Origin of the sequence: Psychrobacter glacincola (genome assembly GCF_904846075.1) — a bacterium.
GTDB lineage: Bacteria > Pseudomonadota > Gammaproteobacteria > Pseudomonadales > Moraxellaceae > Psychrobacter > Psychrobacter glacincola_C.
Genome location: NZ_CAJGZH010000002.1, coordinates 732,636 through 751,047 on the forward strand (window position 1 = coordinate 732,636; position 18,412 = coordinate 751,047).

An 18,412-nucleotide genomic window follows, 5' to 3' on the forward strand; every position below is an offset into this window, starting at 1 on the left:
TAAAAAACCTAGCTACTGAACCTGCTGCCATCCTGACGTTGCATCATACGCATCTTGATGGGCAAATAAGGGATGTGCTTTTGCTTCACTGAGGCTAAGCACAGGGGTGACGCAGACATCAGCGAGCGCAAAAACTTGCTGCCAATGCTCAAGTGTTTGACTGGCAAATTTATCGCTTATCACCTTAGCCGCCGCTTGGCTTTCAGAGGTATTTGGCATAAACCCAAGTTGCCAATGGCTGTTTTTGAGCGCAGACAAATCCAATACTTCACACAGCCCTTGCCAGAATTTCAGCTCTAACGAACCAACGGCCATATAGCGCTCGTCTGAGGTTTTGTATAGGCGATAGCAGGGCAATAATCCACCCAAAAAATCATGATGCGGTGCTGGTTGTTGCCCTGAAAAGCTTTTCACCAGTGTTCCCGTTGCCTTTGGCATGACCATATGCTGATACAAGCTGTGCGTCATACTAACGGCAACATGACGACCTTTGCCCGTCCGCTGGGCGGCGAATACGGCAGCAAGCAGTGCAATCACAGCGGTATCACTGCCGCCTGCCAAATCTGCAAATTGAACGTTAGGCATCGCCTGCTCGCCGTCCGCCGTCTTTAATTGGTCTAAAACACCGCTCATCGCCATAAAGTTAATATCATGACCGGCTTTATCAGCCCAGTCATGATTAATATCAATTTTCGAATCGCTAGATGCCAAACCGTAACCAGTAATCGATACCATGACCAATTTTGGATTAATCGCATGCAGCGTTGTAGCATCTAGTCCCATGCCTTTTAGGACGCCAGGGCGAAAGCTATCCAACATAACATCAGCATCTTTGAGGTGCGCTTTGATAGCAGCAATACCTTGAGTATCACGAAAGTCATGACTTTCAATGGTTTTGCCATGATTTAGTGCTTTAAACAATTCGCCAAAGGCTCTGGCAGGATCACCATTTTTAGGTTCAATCTTAATGATTTCTGCGCCCAAATCTGCAAGCAAACGTGTGGCAAAGGGTCCCGGTAAATTACGAGTCAAATCAACGACGCGCAGCCCTTGTAAGCAATCTGCCATTAAATCTATCATTGAACCAGTGCTCGTATTAATCGCAGAATGAATCGTAGAATTAACCATCAACTCATTCATCAGAAAATACCTCGCCTTTATCTACCATATCTAGCAGAATTTTTGCTGGCTCAAAACGCTCACCGTATTGAGCCGCAAGTTCACGACTACGCGTGATGAACGTCTCTAACCCCATCGAATTGATAAACTGTAGCGTACCGCCTTGATGTGGCGCAAAGCCCCAGCCAAAAATGGAGCCAATATTGGTATCAGCGACAGAGCGGACGACGTTTTCTTGGTAACACTTAGCAGATTCGTTGGCTTGGATAAACATCAAACGATCGATTAAATCTTGCTGTGATGGCTGCTCTGCTTTTGCTGGGTATAAATCCATCAGCTCAGGCCACAAGTATTTGTCGCCATTATCGGCATACTCATAAAAGCCTTTACCATTTTTTTTGCCCTCGCGATTGTGTTCTTTGACCAGCGTTTTCAGTATCTCGTACGAGGGACGAACAGCAATGGGTTTACCTTCAGCCTTCATATCCAGCTGCTGCTGTTCGCTCACATGCAACGCCAAACTTAATGACACCTCATCTTGCAATGCCAGTGGCGGCATGGGCATGCCCGTTTTCATGCCAGCAACTTCGATGCTGCGCGGATGGACGCCCTCGCCTAACATCGCAACCCCTTCTGACACGTAAGTGCCAAATACCCGTGAGGTGTAAAACCCCCGACTGTCATTAACGACGATAGGTGTTTTACCGATTTGTAGCACATAATCAAAGGCTTTTGCTAAAGTGGCGTCATCCGTTTGCTCGCCCATGATAATCTCAACCAACGGCATCTTATCGACTGGCGAGAAGAAATGCAGCCCGATAAATTGATTGGGTCGGGTGCTGGCTTTTGCCAATCCAGTGATAGGAAGTGTCGAAGTATTAGATGCATAGACAGCCGTGTTAGGAATCACCGCCTCAGATTGCTGAGTACACTTGGCTTTAATCTCACGATTTTCAAACACCGCTTCGATAATCAGATCACATTCTGCCAAATCCTCATAAAACACTGTTGGCTTGATGCGATTGAGTAACGCTTGCTTTTTCTCTTCAGTGGAGCGTTTACGGCTAATGGCTTTGTCCAAAATGGTGGCAGAATATGATTTGCCTTTTTCAGCGCCTGCCATTTCAGTGTCGAGGAGTACAACGTCGATCCCCGCCTTTGCGGTGACATAAGCAATGCCCGCACCCATCATGCCTGCACCTAAAATACCAACTTTTTTGGTTTTATAGCGCTCAAAACCATCAGGACGAGATTGACCTTTTTTAATACTATTCAGCTGAGTCCATAGCGTATTAATCATATTTCTAGATTCAGCAGACAGCACACAAGCGGCGAAGTAACGCGACTCAAGCTCAAGTCCCGTATCGATATCCACTAAGCAGCCCTCGAAAACGCAAGACATGATGTGAGTAATGGCTGGATAATTGCCGTGTGACTTTTGGTTGGCCATGGCAGGCGCGATAGAAAATATCGGCACAATACTAGGATGCTTACTATCACCGCCGGGAATTTTAAAACCTTTTTTATCCCATGGTTGCTGGGCACTGGGATTGGCGTTAATCCAGTCTTTCGCCTGCTTGAACATATCTGCTTTGTCAGTAGCAACAGCATCAATCAAACCCATGTCTTTAGCAGCAGCTGGACGCAGCTCTTTACCTTGGGTCATCAGCTCGAGTGCTGATTGAATGCCAACCAATCGAGGTAAACGCTGAGTACCTCCGCCGCCCGGCAGCAAGCCCAATTTGACTTCAGGTAGACCCAGTTTGGTTTTAGGCGAATCAATCGCGATACGATAATGACAGGCCAATGCCAACTCCAAACCACCGCCAAGTGCCGTTCCAGTCATAGCAGCAACGACAGGTTTACCAGATTTCTCTAGTTTGCGTAAACTGGCTTTCAGGTCTTCGACCAGCTCAAAGGCTTGTTCAGCGGTTTTAATATTAGCCAACTGATCAATATCAGCACCGACCACAAAGGTCTCTTTGCCAGAGGTTAAAATCAAACCTTTGGCGGACGCATCGTTAATAAAGTTGTCAGTCATCACTGCAAAACTATCGGTGAAACCGTCGCCGATGACATTCATTTTGCGACTACTTTGGTCAATCGTAACGGTGATAATGCCATTATCAGATTCGGCAGAAAAGTGGTTCAATGCATTGATGGCGTCTACGCTGTTTATGCTCATTTCAAGTCCTTTTTATATTATTCTATGTCGATATCAGTCACTAGAAACTAATGACAATCACTAAAATCTATTAGCACTATCAGCACTACACGCGCTCAATGATAGTAGCGATGCCCATACCACCACCGACACAGAGCGTAATCATCGCAGTTTTTAGATCGCGACGTTCTAACTCGTCAAGCACAGTTGTCATGAGCATCGCGCCCGTTGCGCCAAGTGGATGACCCATCGCGATAGCGCCGCCATTGACGTTGACGATATCAAGCGAGAGTCCGAAGTCATCGGCAGTATTTAACGGAACGGCAGCAAAGGCTTCATTGATTTCCCATAGGTCTATATCTGAAGCTTGCATACCTGCTTTTTTGAGCGCTTTTTGGCAGGCAGGCGTTGGCCCTGTCAGCATAATAGCGGGTTCTGAACCAATCACTGCAGCCATAGTGATTTTAGCACGTGGTTTTAAACCTGCTTTTTTGCCAGCAGCTGCACTACCCACTAAGCAAATTGCCGCACCATCGACAATGCCTGATGAATTGCCTGCATGATGCACGTGATTCACTTTTTCAATGGTGGTATATCTGTCCAAGATAACACTATCAAAGCCCATCTTGCCCGGCATAATAAAAGAAGGATTGAGGCCAGCTAAGGTTTCGATATTGGTATTAGGACGAATGGTTTCGTCTTTATCCAATAACGTCATGCCATTGATATCCGTGACGGGAACGACCGATTTATCATAATAGCCCTGCTCCCAAGCATGCGCGGCGCGGCGATGTGACTCGGTAGCAAACGCATCAACATCGGTGCGGCTAAAGCCTTTTAACGTCGCTATGGTATCCGCGCCAACGCCTTGCGGGACAAAATGCGTCGCTTCATTAACCCGTGGATCCATATACCATGCCCCGCCGTCAGAGCCCATCGGCACGCGGCTCATCGATTCTACGCCGCCTGCAACCACCATGTCCTCCATACCTGACATAATTTTGGCAGCGGCCAGATTGATAGACTCCAGACCTGAGGCACAGAACCGAGATAAAGTGACACCTGCCACACTTTGCGCCCAGCCAGCATCAATAACGGCTATACGGGCGATATCAGAACCCTGCTCGCCAATGGGCGTCACGCAACCAAACACCACATCATCAACCAAACTGGTATCCAAATGGTGGCGCTGTTGCATTTCCTTTAACAAGGTACGGGCAAGCCAAATCGGTGATGCCTGATACAAAGAGCCATCCTTTTTGCCTTTGCCGCGCGGGGTACGGATAGCATCATAAATGTAAGCAGTCTCAGTCATAAAAATCCTTTTTTATCTTTTTTGAATAAATAACCATGATGGATGATGGCAATATAATCTATGTCTTAGAATCAAGAAGTAGAACCAAAAAGCAAATCAGCCGCTTACATAAAGCGTGACGCCAGCTCTTTCATGATTTCATTGGTGCCGCCGTAGATTTTTTGTACTCGCGCATCAGCGTACAAACGAGCAATCGGGTATTCTGTCATGTAGCCATAACCGCCAAACAGCTGTACGCATTCGTCTATCACATCACACTGCTTTTGCGTCACCCAGTATTTAATCAAAGACGCCTGCGGTACTGTCAACTTGCCTTCTAACATGGCATCGACAGCGGCATCACACATCGTGCTGGCAGCGAGATAATCAGCGTAGCATTCTGCCATTTTAAAGCGCGTATTTTGAAACTTCCAAATAGGTTTACCAAAGGCTTCCCGACCTTTGACATACTCTAGGGTCAAATTAATCGCGAGCTTCATCGCACCAACGCCCGTTAAAGCAATAATTAGACGCTCACGTGGCAGCTCTTGCATCATTTGAATAAAACCCATGCCCTCTACTGTGCCAAGCAAATTCTTTTGCGGCACACGTACATTGCTGAAAAATAACTCCGAAGTATCTTGTGAGGTCAGACCAATCTTATCGAGATTACGACCACGCTCAAACCCTTCTACTTTGTCCGTTTCTACCACGATAAGCGAAACACCTTGCGCCCCTTTTTCACGATCGGTTTTGCAGGCGAGCAAAATCAGGTTGGCATGCTGACCATTGGTAATAAAGGTTTTTGAACCATTGATAATGTAATCATCGCCATCTTTTACCGCATAGGTTTTGATGTTCTGCAAGTCTGAGCCTGTACCCGGTTCGGTCATAGCAATCGCAGCCACATACTCACCCGTCGCCATCTTAGGTAGCCATTCTTTTTTCTGCGCTTCCGTACCATGACTCAAGATATAAGGCGCGACAATACCTGAATGCACCATGCCGCCGAATCCAGATTGATTGGCCTCAGCTTGCGCATAAAGAAGCGCCGCTTCATGACCAAAGTCACCGCCGCCGCCGCCATATTCTTCTGGTATCGATGCACATAAGAATCCCATCGCGCCAGCCTCTTCCCACGCAGCGCGGTCAATCATGCCGTTTTTACGCCACTGCTCATCTTTTGGCTCCCACGATTGAAACATTTTAAGCGCGCTGTCATGCACCATCTGGTGCTCTTCGGTCATCCAGTTCGGGGTGAATTTTTCAATACTCATATTGTCTGTCCTTGACGATGGGAAGTTGATAATGGCTAGGGCGTGTCCTCAATTCAAACGAGGACACGCCCTAATATAAAATACTATTGAGTGTAAACATATTACTTATGGTAATTTTAATTACCGTTATATACAATCTCAGTATTCTTTATATTTAATATCATGCAAGACTTATACTAGGACAGTAAAAGACTATGCGCAACCTATTAACAAACAATAGTAATTTATATTACCTATTTCAACTCTAGCTTATCAAGCCGATAAATAAGACGCTGTAGCACAGTATAAAAATTCTCACCGCACAGGAATCATCAAGCATGCAATCTACGAGTCAGATATCTAGTATGAATACAGCCCGAGCTTTGGCACCCTTATCCGATATGCGCCCTGCTACTTTAGAAAAAATTGAAAAAGCCGTTCGTAAAGTATTTGCAGGTTTTGATTCTAATGAGGTAACCATGGCACAAATTGCAAAGTCTGCCAATGTCTCACTACAGACGCTGTATAAATATTTTGGCGATAAGCAAACGCTGTTTTATACCATTATGGATATCGTATTGGGCAGATTGGCGGCGCGTATCATGGATCATTTGCAAGGCATTGATAGCGTGCAAGATCGGCTACGCAAGACATTATGGGTCTGTTTTGACTTTGTAGACTCACATCCCGATGCGGTGATGGTACTGTCTTCAGTGTCGGCATCGCGTATACGTAATATTGCGATTTATGAAAATAAAGAGCTGATTGGGGCATTTTTAAATGTATTAGAAGATGGTCAAAACCGCGGGGTACTAAATGACACCGTGCCCCTTTATATACTTTTTGATGTGTTTATGGGTTTTATCAGTCGTCTTGGCTTGATGCATATCATTCGCCAGACCGATACACCCATTAATGCAGAGTTTGATGCGTTATTCGTGATTTTATGGCGAGCCATATCAAAGCCTGATATATAATCAGTTCGATATACAATAATTTATACAATATTATGAAATATTCATACCAGCCAATTTTCAATTTCATCATTAAAGATCACAACGAAAAAAGCCTCACTTTGCAGTGAGGCTTTACTTAATGCTTAAAAAATAATGCTTAGAAATTAACATTCCTTAGATTTTTTTAGCTTATATTCTTCTACTCTATCAACCATTTCATAATCTTGTTCACTCATCTGTTGATAGCCATTACTCACACTGCCATAGGATGAACTTTTATTATCATGCTGAGCGTGTACAGGAGCATCTTTGATCTGGGCAATGTCTTCTGCAAACGGCGTATGAGGGATATCCAGCACAGCAAATAGCGCGGCTAGAAATTCTTCAGCGGTAAAATATTTATCCATATAGCTGCCATCAAGCCCAAGGTATTTATTCGATAATACATGACGCAGTCGCTCACAAGCAGGGATGGTATGCTTGATAGGATAACCCATGGCTTTAACAATATCTTGCGAACGCAGCTCAAGTGTCGCTATCTGATTGATCGCATACTGGGCAAGAAGGTGACGTGGGTGGTAATGACGGGTATATTTGGATTGGTTAGCAATGTGGCTCATGATATTGAACACCTTAGACTCCTGTAACTCCGACGAAAAAGGTTGAAATACGCCCAAATAGGCAAATAAAATCAGGCACAAATGAGGATGTCGGAGTACAGGCTCATGCGCTTTACCAGAATTATTTTATATCGTGCTGGAAGTTGCAAGGTTTGTACGCCACCATTTATAACGATAATGGCTGGCAATGACAAAACTGTTAAACCCACGATAATGACTTAAAGATGATAGCATATCAGATAATAGAAAATAAATACTGATATTAATACGCTTTGGTAATCACACGATTGTTACGGTCTCTCTATCGCCGTCAAAGTCTGAATACCTTTATATTTAAAAACGGTAGAAAAAATCAGACGATGACTCAACAAAGCTATCTAATTATTTTTAGACATTGTCCTGCATGATATAAAGTCAGTCCCAACTCAGTAAAGCCAGATTTCATCCCGCCAAAAAAAACTTTTGCCTCTTCTAAGGTCTTAAATGGTAAGGGAATACTATCTCTATTACCTGTCATTATATAATCTGCAAAGCACTTACCCATTAGCGTGCCTGTGGTAATGCCGCGACCGTTATAGGCCGTTGCTGTCAGCAAGCCCTCGTCGGGCTCCATGACTCGAAAAATATGATCTTGCGTGAAGCCAAAACTACCAGTCCACTCATACTGCCACTTAAATGCTGGCAAATCTGGATAATAGCTCTTTTGCACCGCATTGGCCCATGATTGATAAAAGGATTTTGGTTTAAGCTGTGTACCACCCACCGTTCCCAATAATAGGCGATCGTCGTCATCACGGCGAAAGCTAGACAAGGCCAAACGAGTATCCCATGCTCCTGTTTTGTAAGGTAAGATACGATCTGCCGCCTCGCCACTCAGTGGCTCAGATGCAATCTGATAGTAATAAACCAGATAAAATGTCTTTGTGATTTCTGTCCACTCGCCTTCGGTATAAGCGTTGGTCGCAATAATAACGCGCTCAGATTTCACGCGAGCTTTAGCGGTTCTTGTATACCAATGACCGTCTACTTTTTCTAAGGCTTCAACAGCGGAATGCTCGTAGATAGTCACACCAAGACTGGTAGCGACTTTTGCAAGTCCTCTGACATAAGCCAGCGGATTTATCGTACCAGCCCGATGATCTAGTAATGCTTTATTGATACTTGTCGTCCCGCAATATTCATGGCATTTACTGCCCGTTAATACTTCAACATTCGCACCGCGGCGGCTAAGTTGCTCGTATCTAATATCGACATCTGCTTCACCTTTGGCGTTATGTGCCATATGGATATTACCGGCTTGCGTGGCCTGCGCATCGATATCATAACGCTTAATTAAATCAAACACTAAGCTTGGCGCTTGCCCAAGGGCGTCTGTCAAGCGCTCACCTGCTACTTCACCTAGCGCAATATTCAAATCATCAGGGCGCGCCCAAGTACCTGCATTGACGAGCCCTACGCTTTTACCAGAGCCGCCACTGCCTATCGTATGGCTCTCTAAGAGGATAACTTTGACGCCTTTTTCTGCCAAATGAATCGCCGCCGACAACCCTGTATAACCGCCGCCTATGATACAAATAGTCGCTTCAGTATCGCTATTCATCTGGCTGTAAGTATCAATAATAGGTGCGGTCATATTCCACAAACATTGCTCTTGCAACATCTCATACTCCTTCTAAATTACACGTTGTCTACAGTGGAGAGCGTGCTTGTGTCGTTATTAACAATAGGTTCTTCACGGGGAATAAATTTATCTAAGAATACCCATAGCAGTCCAAATAGCGGTGATAACCAACAGGCAAAGGCAAATGGTGCATAAGTGAGTGTCGCAATACCTAATGTTGCCGCGACGAAACTACCACCCATGTTCCAAGGAATAAGGGGAGATAACAGGGTTCCGGTATCTTCAATAGAGCGTGTGAGCGTGGTACGCTTGTAGCCCATTTCTTGATATTTGTCTTTTAATAAACGACCTGGCAACACCAGTGTGGTATAGACGTCACCGATGAGCGTACCGACACCAAGAGTACTGGCATAAGTGGTCATTACTAAACCAAATCTCGATTTCACCATTTTATTAATTTTTGCCATGATGGCTTTTAGCGTACCGTAATGCTCAATTGAGCCGACGAAGGCTAAAGCAAAGATGGTCAAAGTCACGACCCACGTCATCGACATAATGCCGCCTTTAGACAGCAGTTGATCCACGACAGCAAAGCCCGTTTCACTGACAAAGCCATTTTGTAGGACCGTAAAAATGTCATGCACACCCACGCCTTGCATAAAAAACGCGACCAATCCTGCGACCACCACACCAGATAATACCGTTGGAATAGCAGGCATTTTCATCACCGCTGCAATGACAACGACAACAGCAGGTAATAACGTAATGATGCTCAAGTTATAATTGGCCGCTAGTGAGGTTTGAATTTCTTTAATTGAGGTTAAATCGACATTTTCTGCGCCGTAACCCATACCAATCCAAGCATAGATAATCAATGCAGTTACCATGGCAGGTACCGTGGTTGGCAACATACCGCGGATGTGCTCCCAAAGGTCAACACCAGCCGCTGCTGGGGTTAAGTTGGTGGTGTCCGATAAAGGAGACATCTTGTCACCGAAAAAAGCACCAGAGACGATAGCACCGCCCGTTAGTGACGGCGGAATACCCAAGCCTAGTCCAATACCCATCATGGCAAGACCGACCGTACCAACCGTGCCCCACGAAGTGCCTGTGGCGACAGAAATAATGGCACAGATGATACAGACAGAGACTAGGAATGATGAAGGAGAAAAAACGCTAAAACCATAGTATAAAATTGTAGGAACGGTACCAGCGATAATCCAAGCGCCGATGAGCATACCAACACCCATCAAGATAATCATGGCCGGTAGACCAATTTTGACAACCTTTAAAAAGCGTTGTTCCATGCCATCCCAGTCACGGCCACGCAGCTTCATAAACAAGCCGGTGATTAAAATACCGCAAGCTAAGGGAATGTGAGGGGTAAAATCTTTGAATACAAAAAACTGCACCATCAGAATAATGGCAGTCAACACCAGAGGTGCAATATCTAATAAAAAACTAGAAGACGGACCGTAGCCCTCTTTAGCTTCGTCATAAGGTTTATCATCCATCATAAGATACCTACCTTCCTTAGTAGTGGATACTGCTGTCATAGATATAACAGTAGTGGAAACAACCAATCCATGGCTGCTGATAATGCTGAAAAAAGCGCGAAAAAGGTTACGGCAAAGGGAGTAAAAAGCCTGTTTTGAAATCATGAATAGTTATTCATCACTTCCGCAGGCTTTCATACTAAAACAATAAATACTTAATAATTGGCGACCAAAATAGCTAATAATTGGCTTGCTAAATAAGCGCTGAGCCTACTTAACAAGCATCACATCACGTCAAATCAAACTACTATTAGCCAAAGTTGATGCCTTGCGCGAGTGGTAGCTCGGTTGAGTAGTTGACTGTATTGGTTTGACGACGCATATAGGCTTTCCATGCGTCCGAACCTGATTCACGACCACCGCCGGTTTCTTTTTCGCCGCCAAATGCGCCGCCAATCTCAGCGCCACTGGTGCCGATGTTGACGTTGGCGATACCGCAATCACTACCGCGGTCGCTGAGGAAAGTTTCAGCTTCACGTAAGTCATTGGTAAAGATACAAGATGACAGCCCTTGTGGCACATCGTTTTGCATCGCTAGCGCATCGTCAAATTCTTTATAAGGCATGACATATAAAATCGGTGCAAACGTCTCACTACGTGCCACGTCATTTTGCTCATCAAGCTCAACAATCGCAGGGGTCACATAATAAGCATCGGGGAATTTATCCATCAGCACCCGTTCGCCGCCCGTGACCTTACCGCCAGTATTGCGAGCCTTTTCTAACGCTGCTTGCATGTTATTAAAGCTGTCTTCATCAATCAGTGGACCGACCAAATTGCCTTCAAGCGGATGGCCGATGCTCACCGTCTCGTAAGCAGACTTAACGCGCGGTAAGATATCGTCTTTGACCGACTCATGAACGAACAGACGACGTAAGGTGGTGCAACGCTGACCTGCCGTTCCCACTGCAGAGAATAGAATGCCACGTAGCGCCAAATCCAAGTCCGCCGTTGGTGCCAAAATCATGGCGTTATTACCGCCAAGCTCTAGCAAGCATTTACCAAAACGCTCAGCGACTTTTGGCCCGACTTCTCGGCCCATACGTGTACTACCGGTCGCACTGACTAAAGCGATGTCTTTGTTTTCAACCAGCGCATTACCGATATCGGTTTTACCCAATATGATTTGCGATAAATGTGCTGGTGCCTCACCAAATTTTGCCAAGGCTTTTTCAAATAACGCTTGGCAAGCTAAGGCGACAAGGGGGGTTTTTTCTGAAGGTTTCCAGATGACAGGGTTGCCACAAACGATGGCCAATGCCGTATTCCAAGACCAAACGGCGACTGGGAAGTTGAAGGCAGAGATGACGCCGATGACACCCAGTGGATGCCATGTCTCACGCATGTGGTGACCTGGGCGTTCTGAGGCGATGGTTAGACCATAAAGCTGACGCGATACGCCCACGGCAAAGTCACAAATATCAATCATTTCTTGGACTTCGCCAAGGCCTTCTTCTTTGATTTTTCCGGCTTCTAGCGATACTAAGATACCTAGATCTTCTTTGTGCTCACGCAGAACTTCACCCAACAGACGAATCAGCTCACCACGTTTAGGGGCAGGAACGACGCGCCATTCTTGAAAAGCTTGTTTGGCATTTTGGATTTTAGTATCGACGTCGGCGACTGTATCTAATGTGACTTTACCGATAACTGAGCCATCAATTGGGGTGGTGACTTCAAAGTCGCCATTTTGATAGTGTGCTTCTTCTACGCCCATTGCAGACATATATTGCTTAATCATAATCAATCCCTTGCATATTGGTATAATGGTTTACTACGTCCTTGACTGACTTATAAAATTACCCTGCTACCTACTAAGTTGCAAAATAATAAATTTCTTGCAGTCATTCCTTTTTGGAATGACGTGCTAATAAGTCGGCTATAAGCTGGCTATTTTTAGCCTAAATTTTACTAAATACTGACGGTGGACAGGCACTGCTCAAGGCTTTGCACCTGCATCGCTTCATACAATGCCATCTCATCATAAATGGCGGCGCCCAAATCACGCTCAAACTCTTGTTGGCTTGAGTAACCATCATATTGGCTTGGCTGCGCCTCCTGCAGATTTGATTGGAAGATACCAGCGGCACTGACAGGCAAAAAGTCCTCATAAACGATAGGTTCAATGCGAAGCACCTCGTCATTAATCAGAGCGCTCAGCTTAGCATTAGGCACTTTATTCAGGTCATCATTGGTTAAGGTGACGGCTAACAACGCTTGACCGTCCTCAGAATCAAGGGTGCTATCCGTCAACTGGTAATAAAAATACGCCAGCCCCTCATCGTGTAGAGTTTGATAATCATCAGGAAAAGCGGTAAATACCTTGGTTAAAATTTGATTGTATTGAGCCGCATTGTCCTCATTTGGGGTAGCACCAAGCTGGCGGCGAGCTTCGGCCAATAATTCATCATAAAGCGCGCGGCCCTTTTGTGTTAACGCCACACCGCGTTGTTCAATCTCTCCAAAGCGCGCGGTATGGTGCCCTTGCTCATAATCCCCATTGCTAGGGTCTGAGGTATCAGCAACTTTAAAGCCAACCGCTTCTTGTAGTGCTTTAAAACTGGTTTGCCTTAATAAGATTGGACACGCTCTACGCGGTGGCCCTTCGATGATGGCTTTTGAGGGTATACCGCGAGCTTGCATGCCTTGTTGTACGGCATCAATATCCAAGGTTCTAGGCGTTAAATGATTGATATGTGGACCCTTAAAGCCAACCACATCAGCGACGAGCGGATGCTGATTTAATAAACGCTGATAGAGCGCTTTTGCCACCGGCGTTTTATCATGCCAGCGAAATGTCTCTAGCGCTTCTTGGACAAACTGCTGTGCTTGCTCAGAAGTTAAACCACCTTGCACCTCAAAAATCTCGATAAGCTCAATGACACCGGCAGTAAAAATCTGACGCTGCGCCAATGTGGCCGTGGCTTCTTGTTGTAAGGTGTCATCGGCAATCAAATCTAAACGCAATAACGAGGTAAAAACGCGAAAGGGGCTTTTATGCAATGAATGCGAGTCAAGTGCGCGAAAAGCTGTTGAATGCACGGGCACACCAGCAGGCGCTAAATCGTAGTAGCCGACAGGGTGCATACCCATCACGGCAAAAAGACGGCGCATCATGCTCAGCTCTGCTGCGGTACCTAGCCGAATCGCCCCGTGGCGCTCCATGCTTAGACGTTCAATCTCACCCGTATGTAGCAGTTGTGATTTAATATCGGGATGTGAGGTTAATACTTCGGTATTGACATCACTGACCAAATCAACCAAGTCGCCGTATAGCGGCACCTCATCTTGGTACATCGCTGACATGGCCATAGAAAAATGATGGCGGATATCATCGCTGCAGATAAAATCCTTATCTGGACTGACGCTACTATTTTTCACAAATAAACATCCTTGTAATAGAGTTAATAAATTTTTAAGTAATTGATATTTGATTTCGAGCATTTGGTTATGACGATGCGCTATCTATCCTAAGCACTCCTAAACATTAAGCGGCAGGCAATCCATCAGGAAGCGCGATAAGCACCTCTTTTAGAATAGCTAACCCTTCTTTTAGGGTGTCAGGTTCTATGGTTAGTGGCGGCAATAACCGAATGATATGGCGATATTGCCCACTTGGCATCAGCAGCAATCCACGCTTGCGTGCTTGCACTAATACTTGCGCCATCACACTCGGATGCACATCATGCTCAGGATGACGCAGCTCGATACCACGCATGGCACCGATACCGGTAAGTCCAAATAACCAAGGCGAGATACCTTCTTGTTGCCATTGGCTGATGGTCATCTCAATTGTCTGGGCATAATGCTTGGCTGACTGCCAGACGTCATCGGCTTGCATGATGTCAAGCGTGGCATTGGCAGCGGCGCAAGCAACTGGATTGCCCGAATAAGTGCCGCCCAAACTGCCTTTAGGCAAACCATTGACCACACTAGCCTTGCCGATGACTGCGCCTAATGGCAAGCCGCCCGCGATACTTTTGCCAAGTAAAATAAGGTCAGGCTCAATCCCTAAATGGGTAAAAGCAAACGGCGTGCCCGTACGACCATAACCGGATTGGATTTCGTCCATGATAAGTAACATGCCATGCTCATCACAAAACTTACGTAGATATTGCGCAAAGGTGGGCGACATCAATTGAAAACCGCCTTCCCCTTGTACAGGTTCGACGATGATGGCACCGATATTATCGATATCGGTTTCTACCATAAATAAACGCTGGAGCGCATCAATCGCTTGCTCGTCGCTGATATTGTTATCGGGGCTGGGGAAAGGTATGTGATAAACGCCGCTCCCTAATGCACCAAGCCCGCGCTTATAAGGCGCGACCTTACCATTGAGATTGACCGCAGCCAGTGTGCGCCCATGAAAGCCACCATCAAACGCAATGACGCCTGTGCGACCCGTCTTCATGCGTGCTATCTTTATAGCGTTTTCAGTTGCTTCTGCACCGCAGTTGGTGAGCATCCCTGCCAGCTCACCGCTAATAGGCACAAGCTCACACAATCGCGGCATAAAGGTTTGGTACGGCTGATGTGCTGCCGCATTGTAGGCATAGTGAATCAGCGACTGGGCTTGCTGGATGATGGCTTTCACGATGCGGGGGTGGCAATGACCAAAGTTTAAAACACCAATTCCGCCAACAAAATCGATATAGCTGCGCTCATTATCGTCCCAAACTCTGGCATTTTTGCCTTTGACGAGCGTGAGCGGATGCACCATCGTAAAGGCATCGGTCACGTTATAAAACTTGTCCATGATGAATCTCTATCTCTTCCTTGAGTTAGACTCATTTCAACAAAACATCATTCCGGCAGCAAACGAATAATAGTTGTGGTGGCATTCCTTTTTGTCATTACCAGTGAATCAACTTCCTAAACGAATCCTTTAAAAACAAAAAAACTGCGTATTAAGGCAGTTTTTTAGGTTTAGCTTGTTAAATTCTCACAGCAGATAACTTTGTAAAATAAAACAATAAGATATAAATTATAAAGCAAGCCCTAACGCCTTTTCACGCTCATCTGAGATTGCTAAATAAGCCGTAATCCATTCTAAAACCGCTTTGACCTTATGCGATTGCCCTGAAGAGACAGGATAAGTCACATAATAGCTGCCGCGACCCTTTGCCGCATAATCCCACGCCATCACTAAAGCGCCTGATTGTAGCTCAGGCTCAACCAAGCGTAACGGCACCAAGGCTATACCATAGCCCAGTAAGGCGGCAGAAATGCAAGCATGAAAAGTCTCAAAACGTGGACCCACAAAGGTGCCATCAACACTGATATCTTGCTGCTTAAAATACTCATACCACGCACTTAAGCGCGAGCTTATTTGCAATAGCACATAGTCATTTAAACACTCGGTACTCAGCGTCTTATCTTGCAAATACTGCGGCTGACAAACAGCAACACAATATTCATCGAATAATTTTATGGCCTCCATATTGCTCCACATCCCATCACCATATAAAAATGCAATATCGACATTTTGGTCTTCAGAAAAAAATGGACCTACTAATTCTTTGATATCTAGGTTGATAAGCGGGTATTCTTGACTAAAGCCACTGAGTGCTGGAATCAACCAACGAGCACAAAATGTCGGATGCGAGACGATTTTTAGCAGCTCAGTATTACTGCTATGCGACATCAAATTGGTGGTCGCCACCTCGATATGTTTTAAAATCTCTAATACTTCAAGATAATATGACTTGCCAGCAGGGGTCAATGAAATCCGGTGCGGTGTCCGATAAAACAAAGACAGGTTTAGCATCTCCTCTAACTGCGCCACTTGCTTACTGATGGCGCTTTGGGTCATGTGCATCTCTTGCGCGGCATTGGTAAAACTCAAATGACGAGCAGCGGTCTCAAAACATTGCAGCGCCGTCGTTGAAGGGTATCTTCTAAAGGCTAATGGTTTATTGGTGTCGGTTTTCATAGATTGTTTTTCTTTTATCCCATATTAGGGCGTGTCCTCAATTCACTCGATAGTCATCTAAATGGGTTAAAAATGGCTAAATCTTGCCAAACATCGTCAAATAGCTTATTAATATCCCGATATTATCTACGCTATTTTTCTTGTTTGACGGCAATTTATCTCATTTTTATCGCCATTTTTGAAATGAAGACACGCCCTAGTAAAATATCAATGATTATTTAAAATCACGTTATCAGGCATTCCTAGCCTATGGCGTCATCATACCTATATTCAAGCGTAAATAGCGATACCTCACTATAAGCACTATGTAACTGACACTGATGTCATTATCGGATTTACTTAAGCATTCAACCAATTATTCGGTCACTAATTTTAAAGACTCTCTTACAAAAAACACCGTCGATTCCTGATAAAATAGTAGAGTCTGATGATAAGCTCTGACATACCGCAACTGATTTGCTATCTTGCCCTCCTCTTTTTCATCATTACGACCTATGCCGCCGTTATTCTTAAACTCATGAATTATTTTTGAGCTAATTTGCACTATTAGCGCCTTCTTTATTTGTATTGGATCATATGAAACATAACCTTGAGGTGAGCGCAAATGCTCGCCGAACTCAGTATTTCCAAGTATTCTTAATGGGCGTCAGCGCCTTTATTATGAATACCACCGAATTTGTCCCCGTTGCCCTATTAAGTGACATTGCCCAAGATTTTTCCATCACTACAGCAGAAACTGGCTGGATGTTGACGCTATATGCGTGGATTGTCGCGGCGATGTCATTGCCATTGATGCTACTTACCAGCCGATTTGAGCGTAAAAGCTTACTCTTAGGCTTGTTTGTGGTTTTTATTGCCAGCCATGTATTGTCCGTATTTGCTTGGAGCTTTGATGTATTGCTGATTAGCCGAGTGGGTATTGCGCTATCGCATGCGATATTTTGGTCAATCACAGCGGCGATTGCGATACGCGTAGCACCAGAAGGCAAAAAAGCACTGGCGCTTAGTGTGCTTGCGACCGGTACTTCATTGGCGATGGTGCTTGGCGTGCCACTAGGACGCTTGGTCGGTCAATGGTTTGGCTGGCGGGCAACCTTTGGCGGTATTGGGGTGATTGCTTTTATCGTGTTTATTTTGCAAGCAAGGCTATTGCCAACGCTGCCAAGTATGTTTGAAGGCTCGTTTAGAAAAATTCCAGAATTGCTCAAAAACCCCTTATTGATCTGTTTGTATCTACTGATTTTACTGGTCTTTATCGCGCACTATACCGCTTATTCTTATATCGAACCTTTTATGCGACAGGTCGGTGCTATTAGTGAAAATTCGGCTACTTTTATACTGCTACTGTTTGGTGTCGCTGGGATTGCAGGCAGTGTGATATTCAGCCGCTGGGGTGATCGTTTTAATACCAGATTGATGCTGATATCGACGATACTCATGCTAATATCTATGCTGGTGCTATTGTTTACCGTAGCCTATATCTGGGCACTGAGTTTCATTGCATTACTGTGGGGCGCGGCGCTGATGCTGCTGATTATCTCCATGCAAGCCAAAGTCATCATGGTTGATGTCACAGCCCAAGACATGCTGATGTCAATGTTCTCAGGGATTATCAACTTAGGCATTGGTGCAGGTGCGCTGTTTGGTGGTTATGCAGTAACGCATATTTCAATATCAAGCGTCGGCTATGTCGGCGCCGCTATCGCCAGTGTGGCACTGCTATTGATGTTATTTATGATAAAGCGCTTTCCCGAGTTAAGTAGAAGACTTGGTTAAGCAAAAGACTGAGATAGCTAAAGACCTGATAGTAAATAAGACTATAAAAAATGCCAGCCTCTTAAATAGGCTGGCATTTTGCTTTCTCGTTCATTTAAAAATAGGAAATAAGCCA

At 45.1% G+C, this 18,412-nt stretch carries 13 protein-coding genes; 2 read left to right on the forward strand and 11 right to left on the reverse strand.

Annotation, left to right across the window (positions count from 1 at the left end):
* Positions 1 to 12: 12 nt before the first annotated feature.
* From JMW85_RS09220 to JMW85_RS09235, 4 genes are all read right to left on the reverse strand, one after another.
* The gene (locus JMW85_RS09220; RefSeq protein ID WP_201581819.1) at positions 13 to 1,080 is read right to left on the reverse strand and encodes a CaiB/BaiF CoA transferase family protein; all 1,068 of its coding nucleotides are present in this window, start codon (positions 1,078 to 1,080) and stop codon (positions 13 to 15) included.
* A gap of 52 nt (positions 1,081 to 1,132) precedes the next feature.
* The gene (locus JMW85_RS09225; RefSeq protein ID WP_201581549.1) at positions 1,133 to 3,304 is read right to left on the reverse strand and encodes a 3-hydroxyacyl-CoA dehydrogenase NAD-binding domain-containing protein; all 2,172 of its coding nucleotides are present in this window, start codon (positions 3,302 to 3,304) and stop codon (positions 1,133 to 1,135) included.
* A gap of 85 nt (positions 3,305 to 3,389) precedes the next feature.
* Positions 3,390 to 4,598 carry an acetyl-CoA C-acetyltransferase gene (locus tag JMW85_RS09230; RefSeq protein WP_201581550.1) on the reverse strand — a complete coding sequence of 403 codons (1,209 nt, stop codon included), beginning with the start codon at positions 4,596 to 4,598 and terminating at the stop codon, positions 3,390 to 3,392.
* A 104-nt stretch (positions 4,599 to 4,702) separates the two neighbouring features.
* The gene (locus tag JMW85_RS09235; RefSeq protein ID WP_045445571.1) at positions 4,703 to 5,854 is read right to left on the reverse strand and encodes an acyl-CoA dehydrogenase family protein; all 1,152 of its coding nucleotides are present in this window, start codon (positions 5,852 to 5,854) and stop codon (positions 4,703 to 4,705) included.
* 317 nt (positions 5,855 to 6,171) lie between these two features.
* On the opposite strand from JMW85_RS09235, the gene JMW85_RS09240 reads away from it, so the two are divergent.
* Complete coding sequence (locus JMW85_RS09240) at positions 6,172 to 6,810, forward strand: TetR/AcrR family transcriptional regulator (RefSeq protein WP_201581551.1); 639 nt, start codon at positions 6,172 to 6,174, stop codon at positions 6,808 to 6,810.
* Positions 6,811 to 6,953: 143 nt separating this feature from the next.
* On the opposite strand, the gene JMW85_RS09245 is transcribed toward JMW85_RS09240, so the two are convergent.
* From JMW85_RS09245 to JMW85_RS09275, 7 genes are all read right to left on the reverse strand, one after another.
* Positions 6,954 to 7,409: a hypothetical protein gene (locus JMW85_RS09245; protein WP_201581552.1), complete on the reverse strand. Its 456-nt coding sequence runs from the start codon at positions 7,407 to 7,409 to the stop codon at positions 6,954 to 6,956.
* Between the two features lie 373 nt (positions 7,410 to 7,782).
* Positions 7,783 to 9,069 carry an L-pipecolate oxidase gene (gene amaA / locus JMW85_RS09250; RefSeq protein WP_201581553.1) on the reverse strand — a complete coding sequence of 429 codons (1,287 nt, stop codon included), beginning with the start codon at positions 9,067 to 9,069 and terminating at the stop codon, positions 7,783 to 7,785.
* A 17-nt stretch (positions 9,070 to 9,086) separates the two neighbouring features.
* Positions 9,087 to 10,547 carry a Na+/H+ antiporter NhaC gene (gene nhaC / locus JMW85_RS09255; RefSeq protein ID WP_201581554.1) on the reverse strand — a complete coding sequence of 487 codons (1,461 nt, stop codon included), beginning with the start codon at positions 10,545 to 10,547 and terminating at the stop codon, positions 9,087 to 9,089.
* Between the two features lie 289 nt (positions 10,548 to 10,836).
* Complete coding sequence (gene amaB, locus JMW85_RS09260; RefSeq protein ID WP_201565327.1) at positions 10,837 to 12,327, reverse strand: L-piperidine-6-carboxylate dehydrogenase; 1,491 nt, start codon at positions 12,325 to 12,327, stop codon at positions 10,837 to 10,839.
* Between the two features lie 170 nt (positions 12,328 to 12,497).
* A complete protein-coding gene (gene hglS / locus JMW85_RS09265) occupies positions 12,498 to 13,898 on the reverse strand; it encodes a 2-oxoadipate dioxygenase/decarboxylase HglS (RefSeq protein ID WP_374220456.1) in 1,401 nt (466 codons plus the stop codon).
* A gap of 175 nt (positions 13,899 to 14,073) precedes the next feature.
* A complete protein-coding gene (locus tag JMW85_RS09270; protein ID WP_201581556.1) occupies positions 14,074 to 15,345 on the reverse strand; it encodes a 2-aminoadipate transaminase in 1,272 nt (423 codons plus the stop codon).
* A 228-nt stretch (positions 15,346 to 15,573) separates the two neighbouring features.
* Positions 15,574 to 16,521 (reverse strand): LysR substrate-binding domain-containing protein, encoded by a 948-nt coding sequence (locus tag JMW85_RS09275; protein ID WP_201581557.1) that lies wholly within the window; start codon positions 16,519 to 16,521, stop codon positions 15,574 to 15,576.
* A gap of 576 nt (positions 16,522 to 17,097) precedes the next feature.
* On the opposite strand from JMW85_RS09275, the gene JMW85_RS09280 reads away from it, so the two are divergent.
* A complete protein-coding gene (locus JMW85_RS09280) occupies positions 17,098 to 18,297 on the forward strand; it encodes a sugar transporter (protein ID WP_201581558.1) in 1,200 nt (399 codons plus the stop codon).
* The last annotated feature ends 115 nt before the right edge of the window (positions 18,298 to 18,412 follow it).

Bases quoted from the DNA above. Each gene is read 5' to 3' on its own strand.
- JMW85_RS09270 (WP_201581556.1), bottom strand. From the start codon at position 15,345: ATGGACAAGTTTTATAACGTGACCGATGCCTTTACGATGGTGCATCCG.
- JMW85_RS09280 (WP_201581558.1), top strand. From the start codon at position 17,098: ATGAAACATAACCTTGAGGTGAGCGCAAATGCTCGCCGAACTCAGTAT.
- JMW85_RS09245 (WP_201581552.1), bottom strand. From the start codon at position 7,409: ATGAGCCACATTGCTAACCAATCCAAATATACCCGTCATTACCACCCA.
- JMW85_RS09225 (WP_201581549.1), bottom strand. From the start codon at position 3,304: ATGAGCATAAACAGCGTAGACGCCATCAATGCATTGAACCACTTTTCT.
- hglS (WP_374220456.1), bottom strand. From the start codon at position 13,898: ATGGCCATGTCAGCGATGTACCAAGATGAGGTGCCGCTATACGGCGAC.
- nhaC (WP_201581554.1), bottom strand. From the start codon at position 10,547: ATGATGGATGATAAACCTTATGACGAAGCTAAAGAGGGCTACGGTCCG.
- amaB (WP_201565327.1), bottom strand. From the start codon at position 12,327: ATGATTAAGCAATATATGTCTGCAATGGGCGTAGAAGAAGCACACTAT.
- JMW85_RS09235 (WP_045445571.1), bottom strand. From the start codon at position 5,854: ATGAGTATTGAAAAATTCACCCCGAACTGGATGACCGAAGAGCACCAG.
- amaA (WP_201581553.1), bottom strand. From the start codon at position 9,069: ATGTTGCAAGAGCAATGTTTGTGGAATATGACCGCACCTATTATTGAT.
- JMW85_RS09220 (WP_201581819.1), bottom strand. From the start codon at position 1,080: ATGATAGATTTAATGGCAGATTGCTTACAAGGGCTGCGCGTCGTTGAT.
- JMW85_RS09275 (WP_201581557.1), bottom strand. From the start codon at position 16,521: ATGAAAACCGACACCAATAAACCATTAGCCTTTAGAAGATACCCTTCA.
- JMW85_RS09240 (WP_201581551.1), top strand. From the start codon at position 6,172: ATGCAATCTACGAGTCAGATATCTAGTATGAATACAGCCCGAGCTTTG.
- JMW85_RS09230 (WP_201581550.1), bottom strand. From the start codon at position 4,598: ATGACTGAGACTGCTTACATTTATGATGCTATCCGTACCCCGCGCGGC.